Source organism: Salipiger mangrovisoli (assembly GCF_015223355.1).
GTDB classification, from domain to species: domain Bacteria; phylum Pseudomonadota; class Alphaproteobacteria; order Rhodobacterales; family Rhodobacteraceae; genus Salipiger; species Salipiger mangrovisoli.
Window position 1 is genome coordinate 388,943 of sequence record NZ_JADFFK010000001.1, and the last position, 15,483, is coordinate 404,425.

General features: G+C 66.2%; 20 protein-coding genes. 13 read left to right on the top strand and 7 right to left on the bottom strand.

Features of this window, described 5'->3' with window-relative positions:
* Positions 1–110 precede the first annotated feature (110 nt).
* Together tig and IQ782_RS01865 are read left to right on the top strand one after the other, a co-directional pair.
* Positions 111–1,442: a trigger factor gene (tig, locus tag IQ782_RS01860; RefSeq protein ID WP_194132902.1), complete on the top strand. Its 1,332-nt coding sequence runs from the start codon at positions 111–113 to the stop codon at positions 1,440–1,442.
* A 145-nt stretch (positions 1,443–1,587) separates the two neighbouring features.
* Entirely contained in the window at positions 1,588–2,271 is a 684-nt protein-coding gene (locus tag IQ782_RS01865) for a DUF2270 domain-containing protein (RefSeq protein WP_194132903.1), read from the top strand.
* Here IQ782_RS01865 and IQ782_RS01870 read toward each other — a convergent pair.
* The 4 genes from IQ782_RS01870 to rpsF form a co-directional block, all read right to left on the bottom strand.
* Entirely contained in the window at positions 2,268–2,951 is a 684-nt protein-coding gene (locus tag IQ782_RS01870) for a DJ-1/PfpI family protein (RefSeq protein ID WP_194132904.1), read from the bottom strand. The genes IQ782_RS01865 and IQ782_RS01870 overlap by 4 nt on opposite strands.
* Positions 2,952–3,088: 137 nt before the next feature.
* Positions 3,089–3,688 (bottom strand): 50S ribosomal protein L9, encoded by a 600-nt coding sequence (gene rplI, locus IQ782_RS01875; protein WP_194132905.1) that lies wholly within the window; start codon positions 3,686–3,688, stop codon positions 3,089–3,091.
* Between the two features lie 12 nt (positions 3,689–3,700).
* Positions 3,701–3,928 (bottom strand): 30S ribosomal protein S18, encoded by a 228-nt coding sequence (rpsR, locus tag IQ782_RS01880; RefSeq protein ID WP_194132906.1) that lies wholly within the window; start codon positions 3,926–3,928, stop codon positions 3,701–3,703.
* A 23-nt stretch (positions 3,929–3,951) separates the two neighbouring features.
* The gene (rpsF, locus tag IQ782_RS01885) at positions 3,952–4,314 is read right to left on the bottom strand and encodes a 30S ribosomal protein S6 (protein ID WP_092420916.1); all 363 of its coding nucleotides are present in this window, start codon (positions 4,312–4,314) and stop codon (positions 3,952–3,954) included.
* 302 nt (positions 4,315–4,616) lie between these two features.
* Between rpsF and IQ782_RS01890 the strand changes: the two genes are divergently transcribed.
* The 4 genes from IQ782_RS01890 to IQ782_RS01905 all read left to right on the top strand — a co-directional run bounded on the left by IQ782_RS01890 (position 4,617) and on the right by IQ782_RS01905 (position 6,655).
* A complete protein-coding gene (locus IQ782_RS01890) occupies positions 4,617–4,835 on the top strand; it encodes a hypothetical protein (protein WP_194132907.1) in 219 nt (72 codons plus the stop codon).
* Between the two features lie 244 nt (positions 4,836–5,079).
* Positions 5,080–5,652 (top strand): YceI family protein, encoded by a 573-nt coding sequence (locus IQ782_RS01895; RefSeq protein WP_194132908.1) that lies wholly within the window; start codon positions 5,080–5,082, stop codon positions 5,650–5,652.
* 197 nt (positions 5,653–5,849) lie between these two features.
* A complete protein-coding gene (locus tag IQ782_RS01900) occupies positions 5,850–6,191 on the top strand; it encodes an ArsR/SmtB family transcription factor (protein ID WP_194132909.1) in 342 nt (113 codons plus the stop codon).
* Entirely contained in the window at positions 6,188–6,655 is a 468-nt protein-coding gene (locus IQ782_RS01905; RefSeq protein ID WP_194132910.1) for an SRPBCC family protein, read from the top strand. The genes IQ782_RS01900 and IQ782_RS01905 overlap by 4 nt, the downstream gene beginning before the upstream one ends.
* Before the next feature lie 3 nt (positions 6,656–6,658).
* On the opposite strand, the gene IQ782_RS01910 is transcribed toward IQ782_RS01905, so the two are convergent.
* From IQ782_RS01910 to IQ782_RS01920, 3 genes are read right to left on the bottom strand one after another with little or no spacing between them, the layout of a single operon-like run.
* Positions 6,659–7,420: an aspartate racemase/maleate isomerase family protein gene (locus IQ782_RS01910; protein ID WP_194133198.1), complete on the bottom strand. Its 762-nt coding sequence runs from the start codon at positions 7,418–7,420 to the stop codon at positions 6,659–6,661.
* Positions 7,421–7,425: 5 nt separating this feature from the next.
* The gene (locus IQ782_RS01915) at positions 7,426–8,583 is read right to left on the bottom strand and encodes a M24 family metallopeptidase (protein WP_240989067.1); all 1,158 of its coding nucleotides are present in this window, start codon (positions 8,581–8,583) and stop codon (positions 7,426–7,428) included.
* Between the two features lie 48 nt (positions 8,584–8,631).
* Positions 8,632–9,294: a helix-turn-helix transcriptional regulator gene (locus IQ782_RS01920; protein ID WP_194132911.1), complete on the bottom strand. Its 663-nt coding sequence runs from the start codon at positions 9,292–9,294 to the stop codon at positions 8,632–8,634.
* A gap of 249 nt (positions 9,295–9,543) precedes the next feature.
* On the opposite strand from IQ782_RS01920, the gene IQ782_RS01925 reads away from it, so the two are divergent.
* The 7 genes from IQ782_RS01925 to IQ782_RS01955 all read left to right on the top strand — a co-directional run bounded on the left by IQ782_RS01925 (position 9,544) and on the right by IQ782_RS01955 (position 15,292).
* Positions 9,544–9,759, top strand: a complete 216-nt coding sequence (locus IQ782_RS01925; RefSeq protein ID WP_194132912.1) for a twin-arginine translocase TatA/TatE family subunit — start codon at positions 9,544–9,546, stop codon at positions 9,757–9,759.
* 4 nt (positions 9,760–9,763) lie between these two features.
* The gene (gene tatB / locus IQ782_RS01930) at positions 9,764–10,246 is read left to right on the top strand and encodes a Sec-independent protein translocase protein TatB (RefSeq protein WP_194132913.1); all 483 of its coding nucleotides are present in this window, start codon (positions 9,764–9,766) and stop codon (positions 10,244–10,246) included.
* Positions 10,243–11,169: a twin-arginine translocase subunit TatC gene (gene tatC, locus IQ782_RS01935; protein WP_194132914.1), complete on the top strand. Its 927-nt coding sequence runs from the start codon at positions 10,243–10,245 to the stop codon at positions 11,167–11,169. The genes tatB and tatC overlap by 4 nt, the downstream gene beginning before the upstream one ends.
* Positions 11,170–11,210: 41 nt before the next feature.
* A complete protein-coding gene (locus IQ782_RS01940; RefSeq protein ID WP_194133200.1) occupies positions 11,211–12,008 on the top strand; it encodes an ATP-binding protein in 798 nt (265 codons plus the stop codon).
* Between the two features lie 174 nt (positions 12,009–12,182).
* A complete protein-coding gene (locus IQ782_RS01945) occupies positions 12,183–12,866 on the top strand; it encodes an HAD family hydrolase (RefSeq protein WP_194132915.1) in 684 nt (227 codons plus the stop codon).
* A 2-nt stretch (positions 12,867–12,868) separates the two neighbouring features.
* On the top strand, positions 12,869–13,831 hold the full coding sequence (locus IQ782_RS01950) for a sugar-binding transcriptional regulator (RefSeq protein WP_194132916.1): 963 nt from the start codon (positions 12,869–12,871) through the stop codon (positions 13,829–13,831).
* Positions 13,832–13,975: 144 nt separating this feature from the next.
* Positions 13,976–15,292: an ABC transporter substrate-binding protein gene (locus tag IQ782_RS01955; protein ID WP_194132917.1), complete on the top strand. Its 1,317-nt coding sequence runs from the start codon at positions 13,976–13,978 to the stop codon at positions 15,290–15,292.
* Positions 15,293–15,483 lie beyond the last annotated feature (191 nt).

Consider the following 15,483-nt stretch of genomic DNA (forward strand, 5'->3'; position numbering starts at 1 on the left):
GCGCGTTTCCGCCTTGCATGGACCCTCGTGGACGCATAGAAGACCGCAAATTCGAATTTCGCGGTGGGCCGGAGTCCGTGCCCTCGCATCACGACCACAAGGGAATTGGCATGCAGGTCAACGAGACGCTGAACGAAGGTCTGAAGCGCGCCTACGAACTCATCCTCACCGCCGAAGAGCTCGATGCGAAGGTGAACGAGAAGCTCGTAGAGGCTCGTCCGGAAATCGAGATGAAGGGCTTCCGCAAGGGCAAGGTCCCGATGCCGCTGCTGAAGAAGCAGTTCGGCCAGCGCGTGCTGGGCGAAAGCATGCAGGAAGCGATCGACGCGGCGATGAACGAGCACTTCGAGAAGACCGGCGACCGCCCGGCGCTCCAGCCGCAGGTCAAGATGACCAACGACGACTGGAAAGAAGGCGACGACGTCTCCGTCGAGATGAGCTACGAGAAGCTGCCGGAAGTTCCGGAAATCGACGCGTCGAAACTGTCGCTCGAGAAGCTCGTGGTGAAGGCCGATGACGCCGCCGTCGACGAGGCGCTCGCGCAGCTCGCCGAGAACGCGCAGGACTTCAAGGACCGCCGCAAGGGCTCCAAGGCGAAAGAGGGCGACCAGATCGTCATCGATTTCGTCGGCAAGGTCGACGGCGAAGCCTTCGAAGGCGGCTCCGCAGAGGACTACCCGCTGCAGCTCGGCTCGGGCTCCTTCATCCCCGGCTTCGAGGACCAGCTGATCGGCCTCAAGGTCGAGGAAGAAAAGGCCGTTGAGGTCACCTTCCCCGAGGAATACGGCGCAGAGCATCTGGCCGGCAAAGCCGCCGTCTTCGACGTGACCGTCAAGGCCGTCAAGGAACCGGTTGCCGCCGAGATCGACGACGAGCTGGCCAAGAAGTTCGGCGCCGAGGACCTCGAGTCGCTGAAGGGCCAGATCCGTGAGCGTCTCGAAGCCGAGTACACCGGTGCCGCGCGCCAGGTGCTGAAGCGCGCCATGCTCGACGCGCTGGACAAGGAAGTCAGCTTCGAGCTGCCGCCGAGCCTCGTTGAAGCGGAAGCCAAGCAGATCGCCCACCAGCTCTACCACGAAGAGCACCCGGACGATCACGGCCACAACCACGGCGAGATCGAACCCACCGACGAGCACAACAAGCTCGCCGAGCGCCGCGTGCGCCTTGGCCTGCTGCTCGCCGAGATCGGCCAGAAAGCCGAGATCGAGGTGACCGACCAGGAGATGACCCAGGCGATCATGATGCAGGCGCGTCAGTATCCGGGTCAGGAGCGCGCGTTCTTCGACTTCGTGCGCCAGAACGCCCAGATGCAGCAGCAGCTGCGCGCGCCGATCTTCGAGGACAAGGTCATCGACCACATCGCCGCAGGCGCGACCGTGACCGAGAAAGAGGTCTCGAAAGATGATCTCATGAAGGCTGTCGAAGCGCTCGACGAAGAGTGAGTTCAGGCTTCACCGCGTGAACGAAGGGCCGCCCGCTGGGCGGCCCTTTTTGCATTTGCGGCATTGGCGGGCTGCATCTGCGGCGGGGAATTTCCTTGCCGCGCTGCGCGCTTGCATGTGATCCTGACGGCAGGGAGGGTGCCCGATGGAGTCAACTCACGCAGGCGACGCGCGGCGCAAGCTGCTCGATGCGGCGGAGATCGGCGCGGTGGCGCATCTCTACCGCGGCGAGGTCTACCGCTCGACCATCTGGCGCACACGGCTCGACACCACGACGAACTGGGCGGTGGTGACGCTGGGCATCGCACTGTCGATTTCCTACAGCTCTCCGGCGGCCTCTCCGCTGCCGCTGATCCTCGTCGGAATCCTGATCCTGTTCTTCCTGATGCTCGAGGCCCGGCGCTACCGCTACTTCAACGTCTGGCGCGCGCGCTGCCGCTGGATGGAGACGCATTTCTTCGCGCCCATGCTGCACGATGGCGACCTGCACATGGAAGACGGCTGGCAGGAGGTGCTGGCGCAGGACTACTGGCGACCGCGCTACCATGTCACGCTCTGGGTGGCGATGGGGCGGCGCATCCGCCGCAACTACGTGTGGATCCTGCTGATCCAGACCATCGCCTACGTCGGCAAGCTGCTGGTGCACCCCGAGCCGCTGACTTCGGCGGCGGAATTCGTGACGCGGGCCTCGGTCGGGCCGATCCATGGCGCGCTGGTGCTGGTGGCGGGGCTGCTCTACTGCCTGGTCTGGGGAGCCATCGCGCTGTGGAGCTGGCGCGACGACCAGCGCCGCGCCGGCATGCGGCGGGACCGGACCAGCATGGGTTAGGGATGGGCCCGCAGCCGTGCCGCGGCCGCCTCTGAGGCGGCACGACGGCGGGCGATGAAGGGCGCGATGCGGGCGCTGACCCGCTCCAGCAGGGCGGGATCGGCGCTGCGCGGGCTGCCCGAGGCAAAGGGCGGTGCAGGGTCGTATTCGATCTGAAGCTGGATTTCCCGCGCGGCGTCTTCGCCCAGCATCTCTGCGGCCACGGTGAGCGCGAAGTCGATGCCCGAGGTGACCCCGGCGCCGGTGATGCGGTTGCCGTCGCGCACCACCCGCTCGGCGACCGGGGTGACGCCGAACATCGCCAGCTGGTCGAGCGAGGACCAGTGGCTGGTGGCGCGGCATCCCTCCAGCAGTCCGGCGGCGGCCAGCACCAGCGAGCCGGTGCAGACCGAGGTAACCAGTCGGCAGCCCGGCGCGACATGCCGCAGGAACGCCAGCGTCTCCTCGTCGGACATCAGTGCGATCTGGCCCGGACCGCCGGGTACGCAGAGCAGGTCGAGCATCGTGCAGGCGTCGAAACGCTGGGTCGGCAGCATGGCAAAGCCGCGGTCGGAGGCCACCGGATCAAGCGTCTTCCACAGCAGGTGGACCTCGGCACCGGGCATGCGCGAGAAGACCTCGAGCGGGCCGGTGAGGTCGAGCTGCGTGAGCTCGGGGAAGAGAACAAGGCCGATCTTCATGGGGGGCTCCGGGCGGCTGCTGGCGGCAGGCTAGGGGCTGCGCCTGCCATCGGCAAGCGGCGCGGGCCGGGGCAAAGGAAAAGCCGCGCCGGAAGGACCGGCGCGGCTTCTATGGTCAGAACGGATCCGCGTGCGGATCAGGCGTTCTCGTCGCCTGCTTCGGCATCGTCCTCGTCGGAGGTCGCCGCGCCGAGATCGTCGAAGAGTTCCGAGATCTCGTATTCGGCCTGCGCCTCTTCCTCGGCTGCCAGCTGCTGGATCGACTTGCCCGATGCCTGCAGCTCTGCCTCTTCGGGCGAACGTGCGACGTTGAGGTTGATGGTGACCATCACCTCGGGGTGCAGGTGCACCTCGACTTCGTGCACGCCCAGTTCCTTGATCGGCTGGCGGATGATGACCTGCTTGCGGTCGAGCGAGAAGCCTTCGGCGGTGGCGACGTCTGCGGCGTCACGGGTGGTGACGGAGCCGTAGAGGTTGCCGCCGTCGGATGCCTGGCGAATCACGACGAACTGCTGGCCGTCGAGCTTTTCGCCGAGAGCTTCCGCTTCCTGCTTGGACTCGAGGTTGCGGGCTTCGAACTGGGCTTTCTGGGCTTCGAAGGAGGCGATGTTCTCTTTCGAGGCGGTCAGAGCCTTGCCCTGCAGCAGCAGGTAGTTACGGGCATAGCCGGGTTTGACGTCGACGACATCGCCCATCTGGCCGAGCTTGGCCACGCGTTCCAGAAGAATGACTTGCATTGGTCTCTCTCCTTATTTCACGACGTAGGGCAGCAGGGCGAGGAAGCGGGCGCGCTTGATGGCACGGGCCAGTTCACGCTGCTTCTTTGCCGACACTGCGGTGATGCGGGACGGGACGATCTTGCCGCGCTCGGAGATGTAGCGCTGGAGCAGACGGGTGTCCTTGTAGTCGATCTTGGGTGCGTTCTCACCGGAGAAGGGGCACACCTTGCGACGGCGGAAAAACGGTTTTGCAGCCATTGGTTTAGCTCCTCTCGTTCAGATCAGTTACGGGGACGGCGTTCGCCGCGGCCCTCGCGCTCGTCGCGCTTCTGCATCTGCACCGAGGGGCCCTCGGCGTGCTCTTCGACCTTGATGGTCAGAACGCGCATGACGTCGTCATGCAGGCGCATCAGACGCTCCATTTCCTGCACGGCCGATGCGGGTGCGTCGGTCTTGAGGAAGGCGTAGTGGCCCTTGCGGTTCTTGTTGATCTTGTAGGCCATGGTCTTCACGCCCCAGTACTCGGATTCGACGACCTTGCCGCCGTTGTCCGAGAGGACGGTGCCGAAATGTTCGACGAGACCTTCAGCCTGCGCGTTGGACAGGTCCTGACGCGCAATGAAAACATGCTCATAAAGCGGCATGTGTGCTCCATTTCTATCGGGGCGCATTTCATAGGGCAGGTAATCCTCTCCGCTCCTGCCCACGAGAGTCTGCGCGGTTCACATGATCGCGCGGAGGGATGGTGCTCTATACACGCTGAAGCCGGGGATACAAGCCCGGATCGGGTGTCCGGGGGATCATTAACCCTATCTTAGCTCTTTGGATGGATGACCTTGGGGGAGGGCGGAAAATGGCCCATTGTGTTTCCCGGATGCGCCGCAATTCTGTCGCGATTCAGCGTCAGATCGGGGCGGTGATCGTACGAGTTGGAAAGGTGAGTGCCATGTCGATGGGCAATTCGCACAGTCCCGAAAGTGAGCTGACAGGATACTTGCTGCGCCTCTTTGGGCAGATGGTCGGTTTTGTGCTGGCGCTTTCGGCCTTCGCGCTCTGGCTGGTCCCGGAGGCGGGCGCAGGGCTCTCGCTGTGGCGGCTCGGGCTTTCGCTGGCGCTGCTGCTGACTGGGATGACCGTCGTGCTTGGCTGCGCGGCGCGCCGCTAGCGGCACCCCGCAGAGGGTCACATGATTGTCAGGGCGCTGCATGCGCCAAGGCCGAGGGGTCCGGGGCATCTGCCACGGGCCTTTTTTCATGGCTGCCCGCCTGTGGCGCGCCCGCCCTGTGCACCGCCGCGTCATGCAAGTGTTCGATTTTCCACAGACCCTGTGGACGCAGGCCGAATTGCCGCGGCGCGGCAAATGACGACATGGTCCGGCATCGAAACCCACCCTCCCGGAGATATCCGACATGAAATCCTACCTCCTTGCCGGCGCTCTCGCCATTGCCCCGATCGCTGCCGTCGCCGCGCCCGAGACCTATGTCTTCGACGCCAGCCACACGCAGATCGTCTTCTCCTACAACCACCTCGGCTTCTCGACCGGCTATGGCATGTTCGGCGGCTTCGAGGGTGAGATCCAATACGACGCCGAGGACCCGGCGGCGTCGAGCGTCACCACCTCCTGGGACGTGACCACCATGCTCACCGGCTGGGAAGGCCGCTACGAGCACCTTATGAGCGATGATTTCTTCGGTGCCTCGGAAGACAAGACCGTCTCCTTCACCTCGAAGTCGATCGAAGTGACCGGCGACAGCACCGGCCTGATCACCGGCGACCTGACGCTGAACGGCGTGACGAAGGAAGTCGTGCTCGACGCGGTGCTGACCCAGGCCGGCGAGCACCCGATGGAAGGCAAGCCCTGGCTCGGTTTCCACGCCACGACCACGCTGATCCGTTCGGACTTCAACCTCGGCATGTTCGCGCCCTACGTCAGCGACGAGGTCGAGGTCGAGATCTCGATCGAGGCGATGAAAGCCGAGTGACCCGTTTCAGCCCTGCCTCCGGAGGGGGCAGGGCCTGTTTGGTAACGAGTGACGCGTCAAGAGCAGTACCAGTGCCCCCCGGAGCTTCGGCTTCGGGGGTTGGTTTTTCTGAGCATTTCAACCAGCCCGGTCATTACTGAGGCTGGAGCCTAAGTTTTCGCTTTGGGGAAGGCGGCGGCGCGTGTACACTTAGTCAAATGGCTAAGTTTGATACCCTCCTTGACCAGCATTTCGCCGCCCTGGCCGATCCGACTAGGCGTGCGATCCTCGCGCGGCTGGCGCGGGGCGGGGCGAGCGTGGGCGAGCTCGCGGCGCCGCATGACATGGCGCTGCCGTCGTTCATGGGCCACCTGAGGAAGTTGGAAGAGGCGGGGCTCGTGGTGACGACAAAGCAGGGCCGGGTGCGGCATTGCGACCTGGCGCCCGGCGCCTTTGCTCCGGTTCAGGACTGGCTCGGCGAGCAGCGCGCCATCTGGGAGGGCCGGCTCGACCGGCTCGACGACTATGTGACAAGGCTCATGAAGGAGAGAAAGACATGATCCTCGACCCGGAAACCGACCTGTCGTTCACACGCAGCATCGCGGCGCCGCCCGAGATTCTTTTTGAATGCTGGACGCGGCCCGAGCATATCAAGCATTTCTTCGTGCCGAAGCCGCACAGCGTCACCTCCTGCGAGATCGACCTGCGGGTGGGCGGGCGGTTCAACACGACCTTCAACGTCGAGGGCACGGAGATGCAGAACAACGGCGTCTGGCTCGAGGTGGTGCCGAACCGCAGGCTGGTGTTCACCGACGCCTATTCGGAGGGCTGGAAGCCTGCGCCCGATCCGTTCATGACCGCCATCGTCGAGTTCGACGACGACGGCAAGGGCGGCACGACCTACACCGCGACTGCCCGGCACCGCAGCGCCGAGGCGCGCAAGAGTCACGAGGAGATGGGATTCTACGATGGCTGGGGCACCGTGGTGACCCAGCTCGAGGCATACGCCAGGACCTTGCTCTGAGCCCTAGCCAGCGGCGCGCATGCCATCGCCGGACCCGCGCAGAAGCTGCCCCGGTCCCCGAGCCCGCGTCCCGGCCAGCCGCGCCATGTGCCAGGCCAGCACGGTGTTGCTGGCCAGCACCGGCAGACCGGTCGCCTCTTCCAGCGCTGTGAGGACCGGCAGGCTGCGCAGGTTGGTGCAGGACAGGAAGAGCCCCTCCACCGTCTCCGGGCTGGCCGCCACCAGGTCGCGCCCGGCAGCGAGGATCGACCCGGCCGAGATGCGCGCCACCCGCGCCTCCTCTTCTACAAGGAAACTGCCGAAGACGGGCGTGTCGATCCCGGCGTCCGCCAGCACCGTGCGGAGCCGCTCCGAGACCGGCGCGACATAGGGCGACAGCAGCGCGAGCCGGCGCAGGCCCAGGTCCGCGCAGGCCGCGATCAGCGCCGAAACCGGCTCGGTCACCTGCGGCGTGTCCACGCCCTTGCGGATGCGGGCGGCGACCTCGGCCGCGCCGATCTGCGCCGTGCCCGATGTGCAGCCGTAGCCGACCGCGGACAGGCGCGCGCTGCTCGGGAAGAGCGCGGCCGAGGCGGTCATGTGCAGTTCCATCGCGGCCAGGGTCTGCGGCGTGACCTCGTCGCCCGAGGGAATACGGCTGACCAGCAGCTCCAGGTCCGGCGGCAGCAGCAGGCGGAGGTCCTGCTCGATCGTCTCGTCCGACTGCAGCACGATCAGGCCGACCTGGGCGGGACGGTGCGCTTCGGACGTATGCGGGAAGTGAATTCCTGTCACAGGGGCAGCTCCGGCAGGTGGCGCGCAGGGGTGGTCAGCCAATCGGCGCCGCGCTCGCGGATCACGATGTCTTCCTCGTGCACCAGCATCCGGCCGGGCGCGAGCGCGATCCCCGGCTCCAGCGTAAGCACCATGCCGGGCTCTAGCAGCGTGTCGTCGGCGGCGATGAGCGAGGGCGGTTCGGTGAGCTGCATGCCGAGACCGTGGCCGAGCCGTCCCACCTCGGAGCCGCCACAGATCGCCGTCATGGCGTGGAAGAGATCGGCGGCCCGCGCACCGGGCTTTGCGGCGGCGAAGCCGGCCTGCGTGGCCTCGAGGAGACGGGCGTGGGCGGATCGCACCTCCGGGACGGCGGGGCCGAGCGAAAAGTTCCGGTCGAAGTCGCAGAAGTAGCCGTCGAGCATCAGCCCGGTGTCGAGCATCAGCACGTCGCCAGTGCAGAGCGGCGCGTCCGTCGCCGGGGAGATGACATCGCCGTAGCCGCCAGACCCGGCGGCCCCGGCAAGATAGGGCACCCAGTCCGCCCCCTCGTCGAGCGCGAGCATCTGGAAGCGGCGGAAGACCTGCGCCAGCGGCAGGCCGGGCCGCACGATCTCGGGCAGGCGGGCAAAGGCGCGGGTGCCGACGTCGCAGGCGGCGCGGATGTGATCGACCTCGCCCTCGGATTTGACCATGCGCAGCGCCCGCATGATGCCGCCATCGGGGCCGAACAGCCGGTCGGGCAGGCGGTGCTTCAGGGCCTCCCAGTCCGCGAGCGGCATGCGCAGGTGGGTCTCGCCGCCGCTCGGCACGCCGACCCATTCGCCCGGAGGCACCGCCTCGGCCAGCGCTTCGGCCAGCAGCGAGATGCCGTCATCCTCGTAGTCCGGCGAGCGCCAGCTGCGGATGTCGCGGATCCAGCTCTGGGCCATGAGATGCGCGCCGATCGCAGGGATTACCGCCACCGGCTCGCCCTCTGCGGGCACCACGAGGAACCACGGCCGTGTCGGGCTTTCCCAGAAGCGGGTGAGAAAGCCGGTGAAGTAGCGCAGCTCCGGCTCGGTGGTCAGCAGCAGCGCCGCGATGCCGGACATGGCCATGCGCGCCTGCGCCCGTGCCAGCCGGGCGCGGTATTCCGAGGGGCCGAACCCCCGCGAGGGCGCGCGCATGTCCATGGGCAAGCGTGGCGCGCCGACGGGCCCTTGGTCAAGCGCGAAGCACAGTCAGCCGTTCAACGCCCGGAAGTCGGCAAGGCTCTTGCCCGGTTCGTCCACGAACAGGCCGGGCAGGGGCGTGACGCCGGTCACCTGGTCGATGCGCAGGATCTCGAAGCCGCGCGCGGTCTCGTTCCAGGTGATGCAGGTCCAGATGCGGCCCCAGTAATCCATGTGCAGCGGCCGCAGGTCCTGCGGCGCGGCGCGGTCCTTCAGGGTCACCCGCAGCTTCTGCCGGGCGCGGATGGCAGCGCGGAAATCGGGCATGAAGCGGAAGCCCTCGGCGGCGTCGCGGAACGGGTAGGTGGCAAAGCCGAAGGTGCCGCCGCTGGTGCCATCCTCGGGCAACAGCGCGTCAATGCGGGCCGAGAGCGCCTCGGCGGCCTCGGCCAGGTCGGCCATGCCGCCCTGGCCCACTGCGGCGAGCCCGAGGTGCAGGGCCTCGAGCTCCAGCTCGCTCAGGTTGAGGGGCGGCAGGGTGAAGGCCGCCTGCGCGGTATAACCCCGCCCGCGCTCGCCCGCGACCGCCACCCCCGAGGCGGACAGCGTTTCCATGTCGCGGTAGATGGTGCGCACCGACACGCCAAGCTCTTCGGCCAGCGCCTCTGCCGTGCGCAGGGAGCCGTCCTTGAGGCGGAGCATCAGCATGGCGAGCCGGTCGGATTTCTTCATCGGGACCTTTCGTGGCGCATGTGATTCGTCGGCGAAGGCCGGCGTTTGCACGCGCATAACTGACATATTAGTGTCACCTGACATCTTACTGTCAAAAAGCCGGAAGAAAACCCCGAAGCCAACCGCCTTCGCGGGGTTTTGCGCCTTCCGCGCCGAAGGCAACGACCCTAAAACCCTCTGACAGATTTCGACGTGCCGCTTCGGGGACACCTCACGAGGGGTTGGGGCGGCCAAAGGGAGACTAAGGACATGCTCAACAACATCGGCCTTCCGGGCCTTCTTCTGATCGCCGTCGTGGTGCTGGTTCTGTTCGGCCGCGGCAAGATTTCCAACCTCATGGGCGAGGTCGGCAAGGGCATCACCGCCTTCAAGAAAGGCGTGAGTGAGGGCTCGAAGGAAATCGAGGACGAAAAAGCTGCCGAGGCCAAGGACGTGACCCCGGAAAGCGAGAAAGACAAGGTCTGATCCCATGTTCGATCTTGGCTGGTCGGAACTCATGGTCATCGGGATCGTGGCGCTCATTGTCGTGGGCCCCAAGGATCTGCCGGTGCTGTTCCGCAATGTGGGACGCTTCATGGGCAAGGCGCGCGGCATGGCGCGCGAGTTCAGCCGCGCGATGAACGATGCGGCGGACGAGGCGGGCGTGCGCGACGTGGCCAAGACGCTCAAGACGGCGACCAACCCGGTGAGCTCGGCCCTGGACGGCGTGCGCGATGCCGCCAAGTCGATGACCGACCCCACGCCCCCGAAGAAGACCGAAGGGCTGAAGGAAGATCCCGGCGCGCTCGATCCCGAGCGGGCCGCGAACAAGCAGAAGATCGAGGCCGGTGCCGCCCGCGCCGCCGCCGAGCGCCAGAAGCGCGAGGCGGAGGCCGCGGCGAAACGCGCCGAGGAGGCTGCGAAGAAGGCCGAGGAGCTGGAAGCGCAACTGAAGAAAGACGGTGACGCATGAGCCCCACGGACCATGACGAGATCGACGACAGCTCGGCACCGCTGATCGAGCACCTGGCCGAGCTGCGCACGCGGCTCATCCGGGCGGTTCTGGCCTTCATCGTCGGCATCGTGATCGCCTTCACCGTGGCCGAGCCGCTGCTGCAGTTCCTGCTCGGCCCGATCGAGCAGACGCTGCGTGCGCTTGGCGACCCGTCGCCAACGATGCAGTACACCTCGCCGCAGGAATACCTGTTCACCCTGTTCCGCATCTCGATGGTGTTCGGCTTCGGGCTGGCCTTCCCGGTGATCTCGTTCCAGCTCTGGCGCTTCGTCGCGCCCGGTCTGTACAAGTCCGAGAAGAACGCCTTCCTGCCGTTCATGATCGCCTCGCCGATCATGTTCCTGCTGGGCGCGAGCTTTGCGCATTTCGTGGTGACGCCGCTGGCGATGCAGTTCTTCCTCGGCTTTGCCGACGTGAGCTCGATCTTCGCCGACCTGCTGCAGCGGGCCACGGACGGCATGCCGTCGAACCTGCCGGCGGACACCGCGGTGGTGCCCGAGACCGCCGAGGGCATGAAGATCACCTTCTTCGGCAAGGTCAACGAGAGTCTCGACATCACGCTCAAGTTCATCGTCGCCTTCGGCCTGTGCTTCCAGCTGCCTGTGCTGCTGACGCTGATGGGCAAGGCGGGGCTGGTCTCGGCCGAGGGCCTGTCGTCGGTGCGCAAATACGCCGTTGTGGCGATCCTCGTGCTGGCCGCGCTGGTCACCCCGCCGGATGTGACCACCCAGATCATCCTCTTCGTGGTGGTCTACGGGCTCTACGAGATCTCGATCTTCCTCGTCCGACTGGTCGAGAAGAAGCGCGAGAAGGAACTGCGGGCCCAGGGGCTGTGGTTCGAAGATGAAGATGACGAGGGTCAGGAGGACCGCACCCCGTGAAGAGTAAAGCGTTGAAACGCATCGCAGAGGCGCTGGAGCGAATGGCTCCGGCGCCTCTTGCCGCCCCGGAATTCGGCGCGGCGGATGCCTTTGTCTGGCACACCGAACCGGACCGGCTGGAACCGGTGCCGCAGGTGAACCGGGTTGATCTGAAACTGCTCGTGGGCATCGACCGTTCGCGCGACACGCTGCTGTCGAACACCCTGCAGTTCGCTCGCGGGCTGCCCGCCAACAACGCCCTTCTCTGGGGCGCACGCGGCATGGGAAAGTCAAGTATTGTCAAGGCAGTGCACGCCGAGGTTCGCACGCAGGGTCAGGCGTTGAAACTGGTCGAGCTGCAGCGCGAGGACCTGCCGTCGGTGGGCCGGCTGCTGAACCTGCTGCGCGGGGCGTCCGAGCGCTTCGTGCTGTTCTGCGACGACCTGTCGTTCAGCCATGACGACCAGCACTACAAGAGCCTCAAGGCGGTGCTCGACGGTGGCATCGAGGGCCGGCCCGAGAACGTGCTGTTCTACGCCACCTCGAACCGCCGCCACCTGATGCCGCGCGACATGATCGAGAACGAGCGCAGCACCTCGATCAGTCCTTCCGAGGCGGTCGAGGAGAAGGTCTCGCTGTCCGATCGCTTCGGGCTCTGGCTCGGCTTCCACCCGTGTTCGCAGGACGAGTACCTCGCGATGATCCACGGGTATTGCGCCGAGTACGGCGTCGAGATCGACGACGACACGCTGCGCGCCGAGGCGATCGAATGGCAGGCGACGCGCGGCGCGCGCTCGGGCCGGGTCGCCTGGCAGTATTTCCTCGATCTCGCGGGCCGCAAGGGCGTGAGGGTCGGCTGAGCCGGGATTTTGAGTGTTTATGGAAAGATGAAAGGGCCGGGGTTTTCCCCGGCCCTTTCTGCAGGACACCTAGCCAAGACGGCGGCGCTTTCATCTTTCCGAAAATACGCGACTCCGAGGTTGCAGCGGTGGCCGGCTTCGGGCGAGATGCGCGCGAGGTCAGGGGGAGCGGGAATGAGCAAGCCGATTGAACTGGTGCTGTTCGATTTCGATGGTGTCGTCGTGGACAGCGAGATCATTTCGCTGCGCATGCTGGTGGCGGAACTGGCGCAGCAGGGCATCGAGGTCGATATTCCCTATGTGGCGCGCCACTTCCTCGGCCGCAGCTATCCCACGGTGATCGCCCAGATCCGCCGGGAATTCGGCATCACGCTGCCCGAGGACTTCGAATCCGACTACCGCGCCCGGCTTCTGGCCGCCTTCGAGGCCGAGGGGCTGAAGGTCATGCCGCATCTGCCCGAGGTGCTCGCAGCGCTTGCGGTGCCCTATTGCCTGGCCACCAGTTCCAGCCCGACGCGGGTGGCGTCCAGCCTTGCGATGACCGGGCTGACCGCGGCCTTCGAGGGGCGGATCACCACGGCCTCGGAGGTGGCGCGCGGCAAGCCTGCACCCGACCTGCCGCTGCGCGCTGCGCAAAAGGCTGGCGTGCCCCCCGAGCGCTGCCTGCTGATCGAGGATTCTCTGGTGGGCATCGGCGCGGGGCTCGCGGCGGGCATGGAGGTCTGGCAATTCACCGGCGGCAGCCACCTTGCGAACGGGGCGCTGCCGAAAGACTCCCAAACGGTGCCGCACCGTCAATTTGCAAGTTTCGCGGAACTCCCGCATCTTGCCCCTGACCTCTTTCTCACAGGCGCGTGATCATGGCCCTTCGCACTCTCGATGACGGTGACGCTTCCCCGCAGGACCTCGCGGCACGGGCCGCCTGGCTCTACTACGTGGGCGGCATGCGCCAGGACCAGATCGCCGAGGAGCTGGGGATCTCGCGCCAGCGCGCACAGCGCCTTGTGGCGCGGGCGGTGGCCGAGGGGCTGGTGAAGGTCCGCATCGACCATCCGATAGCCGACTGCCTCGAGCTGGAACGCGGGCTGCGCCAACGTTTCGGCCTGCTGCGGGCGCGGGTCGCACCACGGGCGGACGCGGGCCAGGACGCGTTGCGCGCCATCGCCCCTTTCGCTGCCGCCGAGATGGAGCGGCTCTTCGCACAGGAGACGCCGCAGCTCTTCGCGCTTGGCACCGGGCGCACCCTGCGGGCGATGATCGACCAGATGCAGACTCTTTCGGCCGGGCATCACCGGATGGTTTCGCTGATCGGCAACGTGGCGCCCGACGGTTCGGCCTCTTTCTACGAGGTGATCATGCGCATCGCCGACAAGACCGGCGCGCCGCACTATCCGATGTCGGTGCCGGTCATGGCCCGCGACGCCGAGGAATTCGCCACCTACCGCAGCCTGCCGCATGTGGTCAGCTCGCGGGCGCTGGCCAAGGAGGCGGATGTGACGGTGGTCGGAATCGGCCAGATGGCCGATGATGCGCCGCTCTTCGTGGATGGGTTCATCACCGCCGAGGAGCTCGCAAGCCTGCGCGCGGCGGGGGCCGCGGGCGAGCTTGGGGGGCATGTCTTCGATTCCGAGGGGCGTTACCTCGATCATCCCGTCAACGAATTCATGGTCGGTGTGCGCGTCCCGCAGAACGATAATCCGGTGATCTGCGTTGCTGGAGGTATCAGTAAGATCAAGGCGTTGCGAGCCGCTCTTAAAGGTCGGCTGATCCAGGGTCTGATCACCGACGAACTCACTGCCGGCGAAATCCTCAGCACTTCCTAAAGGCTTTGCGTTGAAAATGGGCTTGACTCGACTCGTGCCGTCGGGTGAGCATTTGCCCATCACACGGGCAGTTGCTCAGTCGTGGGAGAGCGGCGGGTCTGTCCAGTGTCGAAGTTCAGTGACGGAATTCAGGGAGGATTTCTCATGTCAGTTACGATTCGCGCGCTCATGGGCGCCTGCGCCCTCGGGGCCCTCGGGACCGCGGCGCTTGCCGAGACCACCATCACCGTTGCGACGGTGAACAACGGCGACATGATCCGCATGCAGGGTCTGATGGACGCCTTCTACGAGGCGCATCCCGACATCAAGGTCGAGTGGGTGACGCTCGAAGAGAACGTGCTGCGCCAGCGCGTCACGCAGGACGTGGCGACCAAGGGCGGCCAGTTCGACGTGATGACCATCGGCACCTACGAGGTTCCGATCTGGGGCGAGCGCGGCTGGCTGGTCAGCCTCGACGACCTGCCCGAGAGCTACGATGCGGATGACATCCTGCCCGCCATCCGCGGTGGCCTGACGGTGGACGACCATCTCTACGCGGCGCCGTTCTACGGCGAGAGCTCGATGGTCATGTACCGCAAGGACCTGATGGAAGCCGCCGGGCTCGAGATGCCCGAGGCGCCGACCTGGGACTTCATCAAGGAAGCCGCGGCGGCGATGACCGACAAGGCGGGCGAGGTCTACGGCATCTGCCTGCGCGGCAAGGCCGGCTGGGGCGAGAACATGGCCTTCCTGACCGCCATGTCCAACTCTTATGGCGCGCGCTGGTTCGACATGGACTGGAAGCCGCAGTTTGACAGCGAGGCCTGGAAGGCGACGCTGACCGACTACCTCGACCTGATGAACAACTACGGCCCGCCGGGCGCGTCGTCGAACGGCTTCAACGAGAACCTGGCGCTGTTCCAGTCGGGCAAGTGCGGCATGTGGATCGACGCCACCGTGGCGGCCTCCTTCGTGACCAACCCGACCGACAGCACCGTCGCCGACAAGGTCGGCTTCGCGCTGGCACCGGACAACGGGCTCGGCAAGCGCGGCAACTGGCTCTGGGCCTGGAACCTCGGCATCCCCGCCGGCACCCAGAAGGAAGACGCGGCCAAGACCTTTGTCGAATGGGCGACCTCCAAGGAATATCTGGCGCTCGTGGCCGAGAAGGAAGGCTGGGCGAACGTGCCGCCGGGCACCCGCACCTCGCTCTACGAGAACCCCGAGTACCTCGAGGCCGCGCCCTTCGCGCAGATGACGCTGGACTCGATCAATGCCGCCGACCCGCAGCATCCGACGGTGGACGAGGTGCCCTACGTGGGTGTCCAGTTCGTCGCCATCCCGGAGTTCCAGGGGCTCGGCACGGCGGTTGGCCAGCAGTTCTCGGCTGCGCTTGCGGGGCAGGTGACTGCCGAGCAGGCACTGCAGTCGGCACAGATGCTCACCGAGCGTGAGATGATGAAGGCCGGCTACATCAAGTAAGCCGTCACGGACCGGCGGGCCCTCCGGGGATCGATGGGGCCCGCCTCCTCCAGGTCCGATGACGCCTTCGGCCCGGTTGGCCATGGGTGCGCGGCGCAAGATCGCGCCCGATGGCCCGGCGCTCTCCGACCTCACCTGGACGCGCCGTTCTGACCGGGTCCACCGCTTCCGGGGCACAGCTCGCAGGCCCA

Coding starts and splice junctions, on each gene's coding strand:
- tig (WP_194132902.1), top strand. CDS start 111: ATGCAGGTCAACGAGACGCTGAACGAAGGTCTGAAGCGCGCCTACGAA.
- IQ782_RS01865 (WP_194132903.1), top strand. CDS start 1,588: ATGGAGTCAACTCACGCAGGCGACGCGCGGCGCAAGCTGCTCGATGCG.
- IQ782_RS01870 (WP_194132904.1), bottom strand. CDS start 2,951: ATGAAGATCGGCCTTGTTCTCTTCCCCGAGCTCACGCAGCTCGACCTC.
- rplI (WP_194132905.1), bottom strand. CDS start 3,688: ATGCAAGTCATTCTTCTGGAACGCGTGGCCAAGCTCGGCCAGATGGGC.
- rpsR (WP_194132906.1), bottom strand. CDS start 3,928: ATGGCTGCAAAACCGTTTTTCCGCCGTCGCAAGGTGTGCCCCTTCTCC.
- rpsF (WP_092420916.1), bottom strand. CDS start 4,314: ATGCCGCTTTATGAGCATGTTTTCATTGCGCGTCAGGACCTGTCCAAC.
- IQ782_RS01890 (WP_194132907.1), top strand. CDS start 4,617: ATGTCGATGGGCAATTCGCACAGTCCCGAAAGTGAGCTGACAGGATAC.
- IQ782_RS01895 (WP_194132908.1), top strand. CDS start 5,080: ATGAAATCCTACCTCCTTGCCGGCGCTCTCGCCATTGCCCCGATCGCT.
- IQ782_RS01900 (WP_194132909.1), top strand. CDS start 5,850: ATGGCTAAGTTTGATACCCTCCTTGACCAGCATTTCGCCGCCCTGGCC.
- IQ782_RS01905 (WP_194132910.1), top strand. CDS start 6,188: ATGATCCTCGACCCGGAAACCGACCTGTCGTTCACACGCAGCATCGCG.
- IQ782_RS01915 (WP_240989067.1), bottom strand. CDS start 8,583: ATGGACATGCGCGCGCCCTCGCGGGGGTTCGGCCCCTCGGAATACCGC.
- IQ782_RS01920 (WP_194132911.1), bottom strand. CDS start 9,294: ATGAAGAAATCCGACCGGCTCGCCATGCTGATGCTCCGCCTCAAGGAC.
- IQ782_RS01925 (WP_194132912.1), top strand. CDS start 9,544: ATGCTCAACAACATCGGCCTTCCGGGCCTTCTTCTGATCGCCGTCGTG.
- tatB (WP_194132913.1), top strand. CDS start 9,764: ATGTTCGATCTTGGCTGGTCGGAACTCATGGTCATCGGGATCGTGGCG.
- tatC (WP_194132914.1), top strand. CDS start 10,243: ATGAGCCCCACGGACCATGACGAGATCGACGACAGCTCGGCACCGCTG.
- IQ782_RS01940 (WP_194133200.1), top strand. CDS start 11,211: ATGGCTCCGGCGCCTCTTGCCGCCCCGGAATTCGGCGCGGCGGATGCC.
- IQ782_RS01945 (WP_194132915.1), top strand. CDS start 12,183: ATGAGCAAGCCGATTGAACTGGTGCTGTTCGATTTCGATGGTGTCGTC.
- IQ782_RS01950 (WP_194132916.1), top strand. CDS start 12,869: ATGGCCCTTCGCACTCTCGATGACGGTGACGCTTCCCCGCAGGACCTC.
- IQ782_RS01955 (WP_194132917.1), top strand. CDS start 13,976: ATGTCAGTTACGATTCGCGCGCTCATGGGCGCCTGCGCCCTCGGGGCC.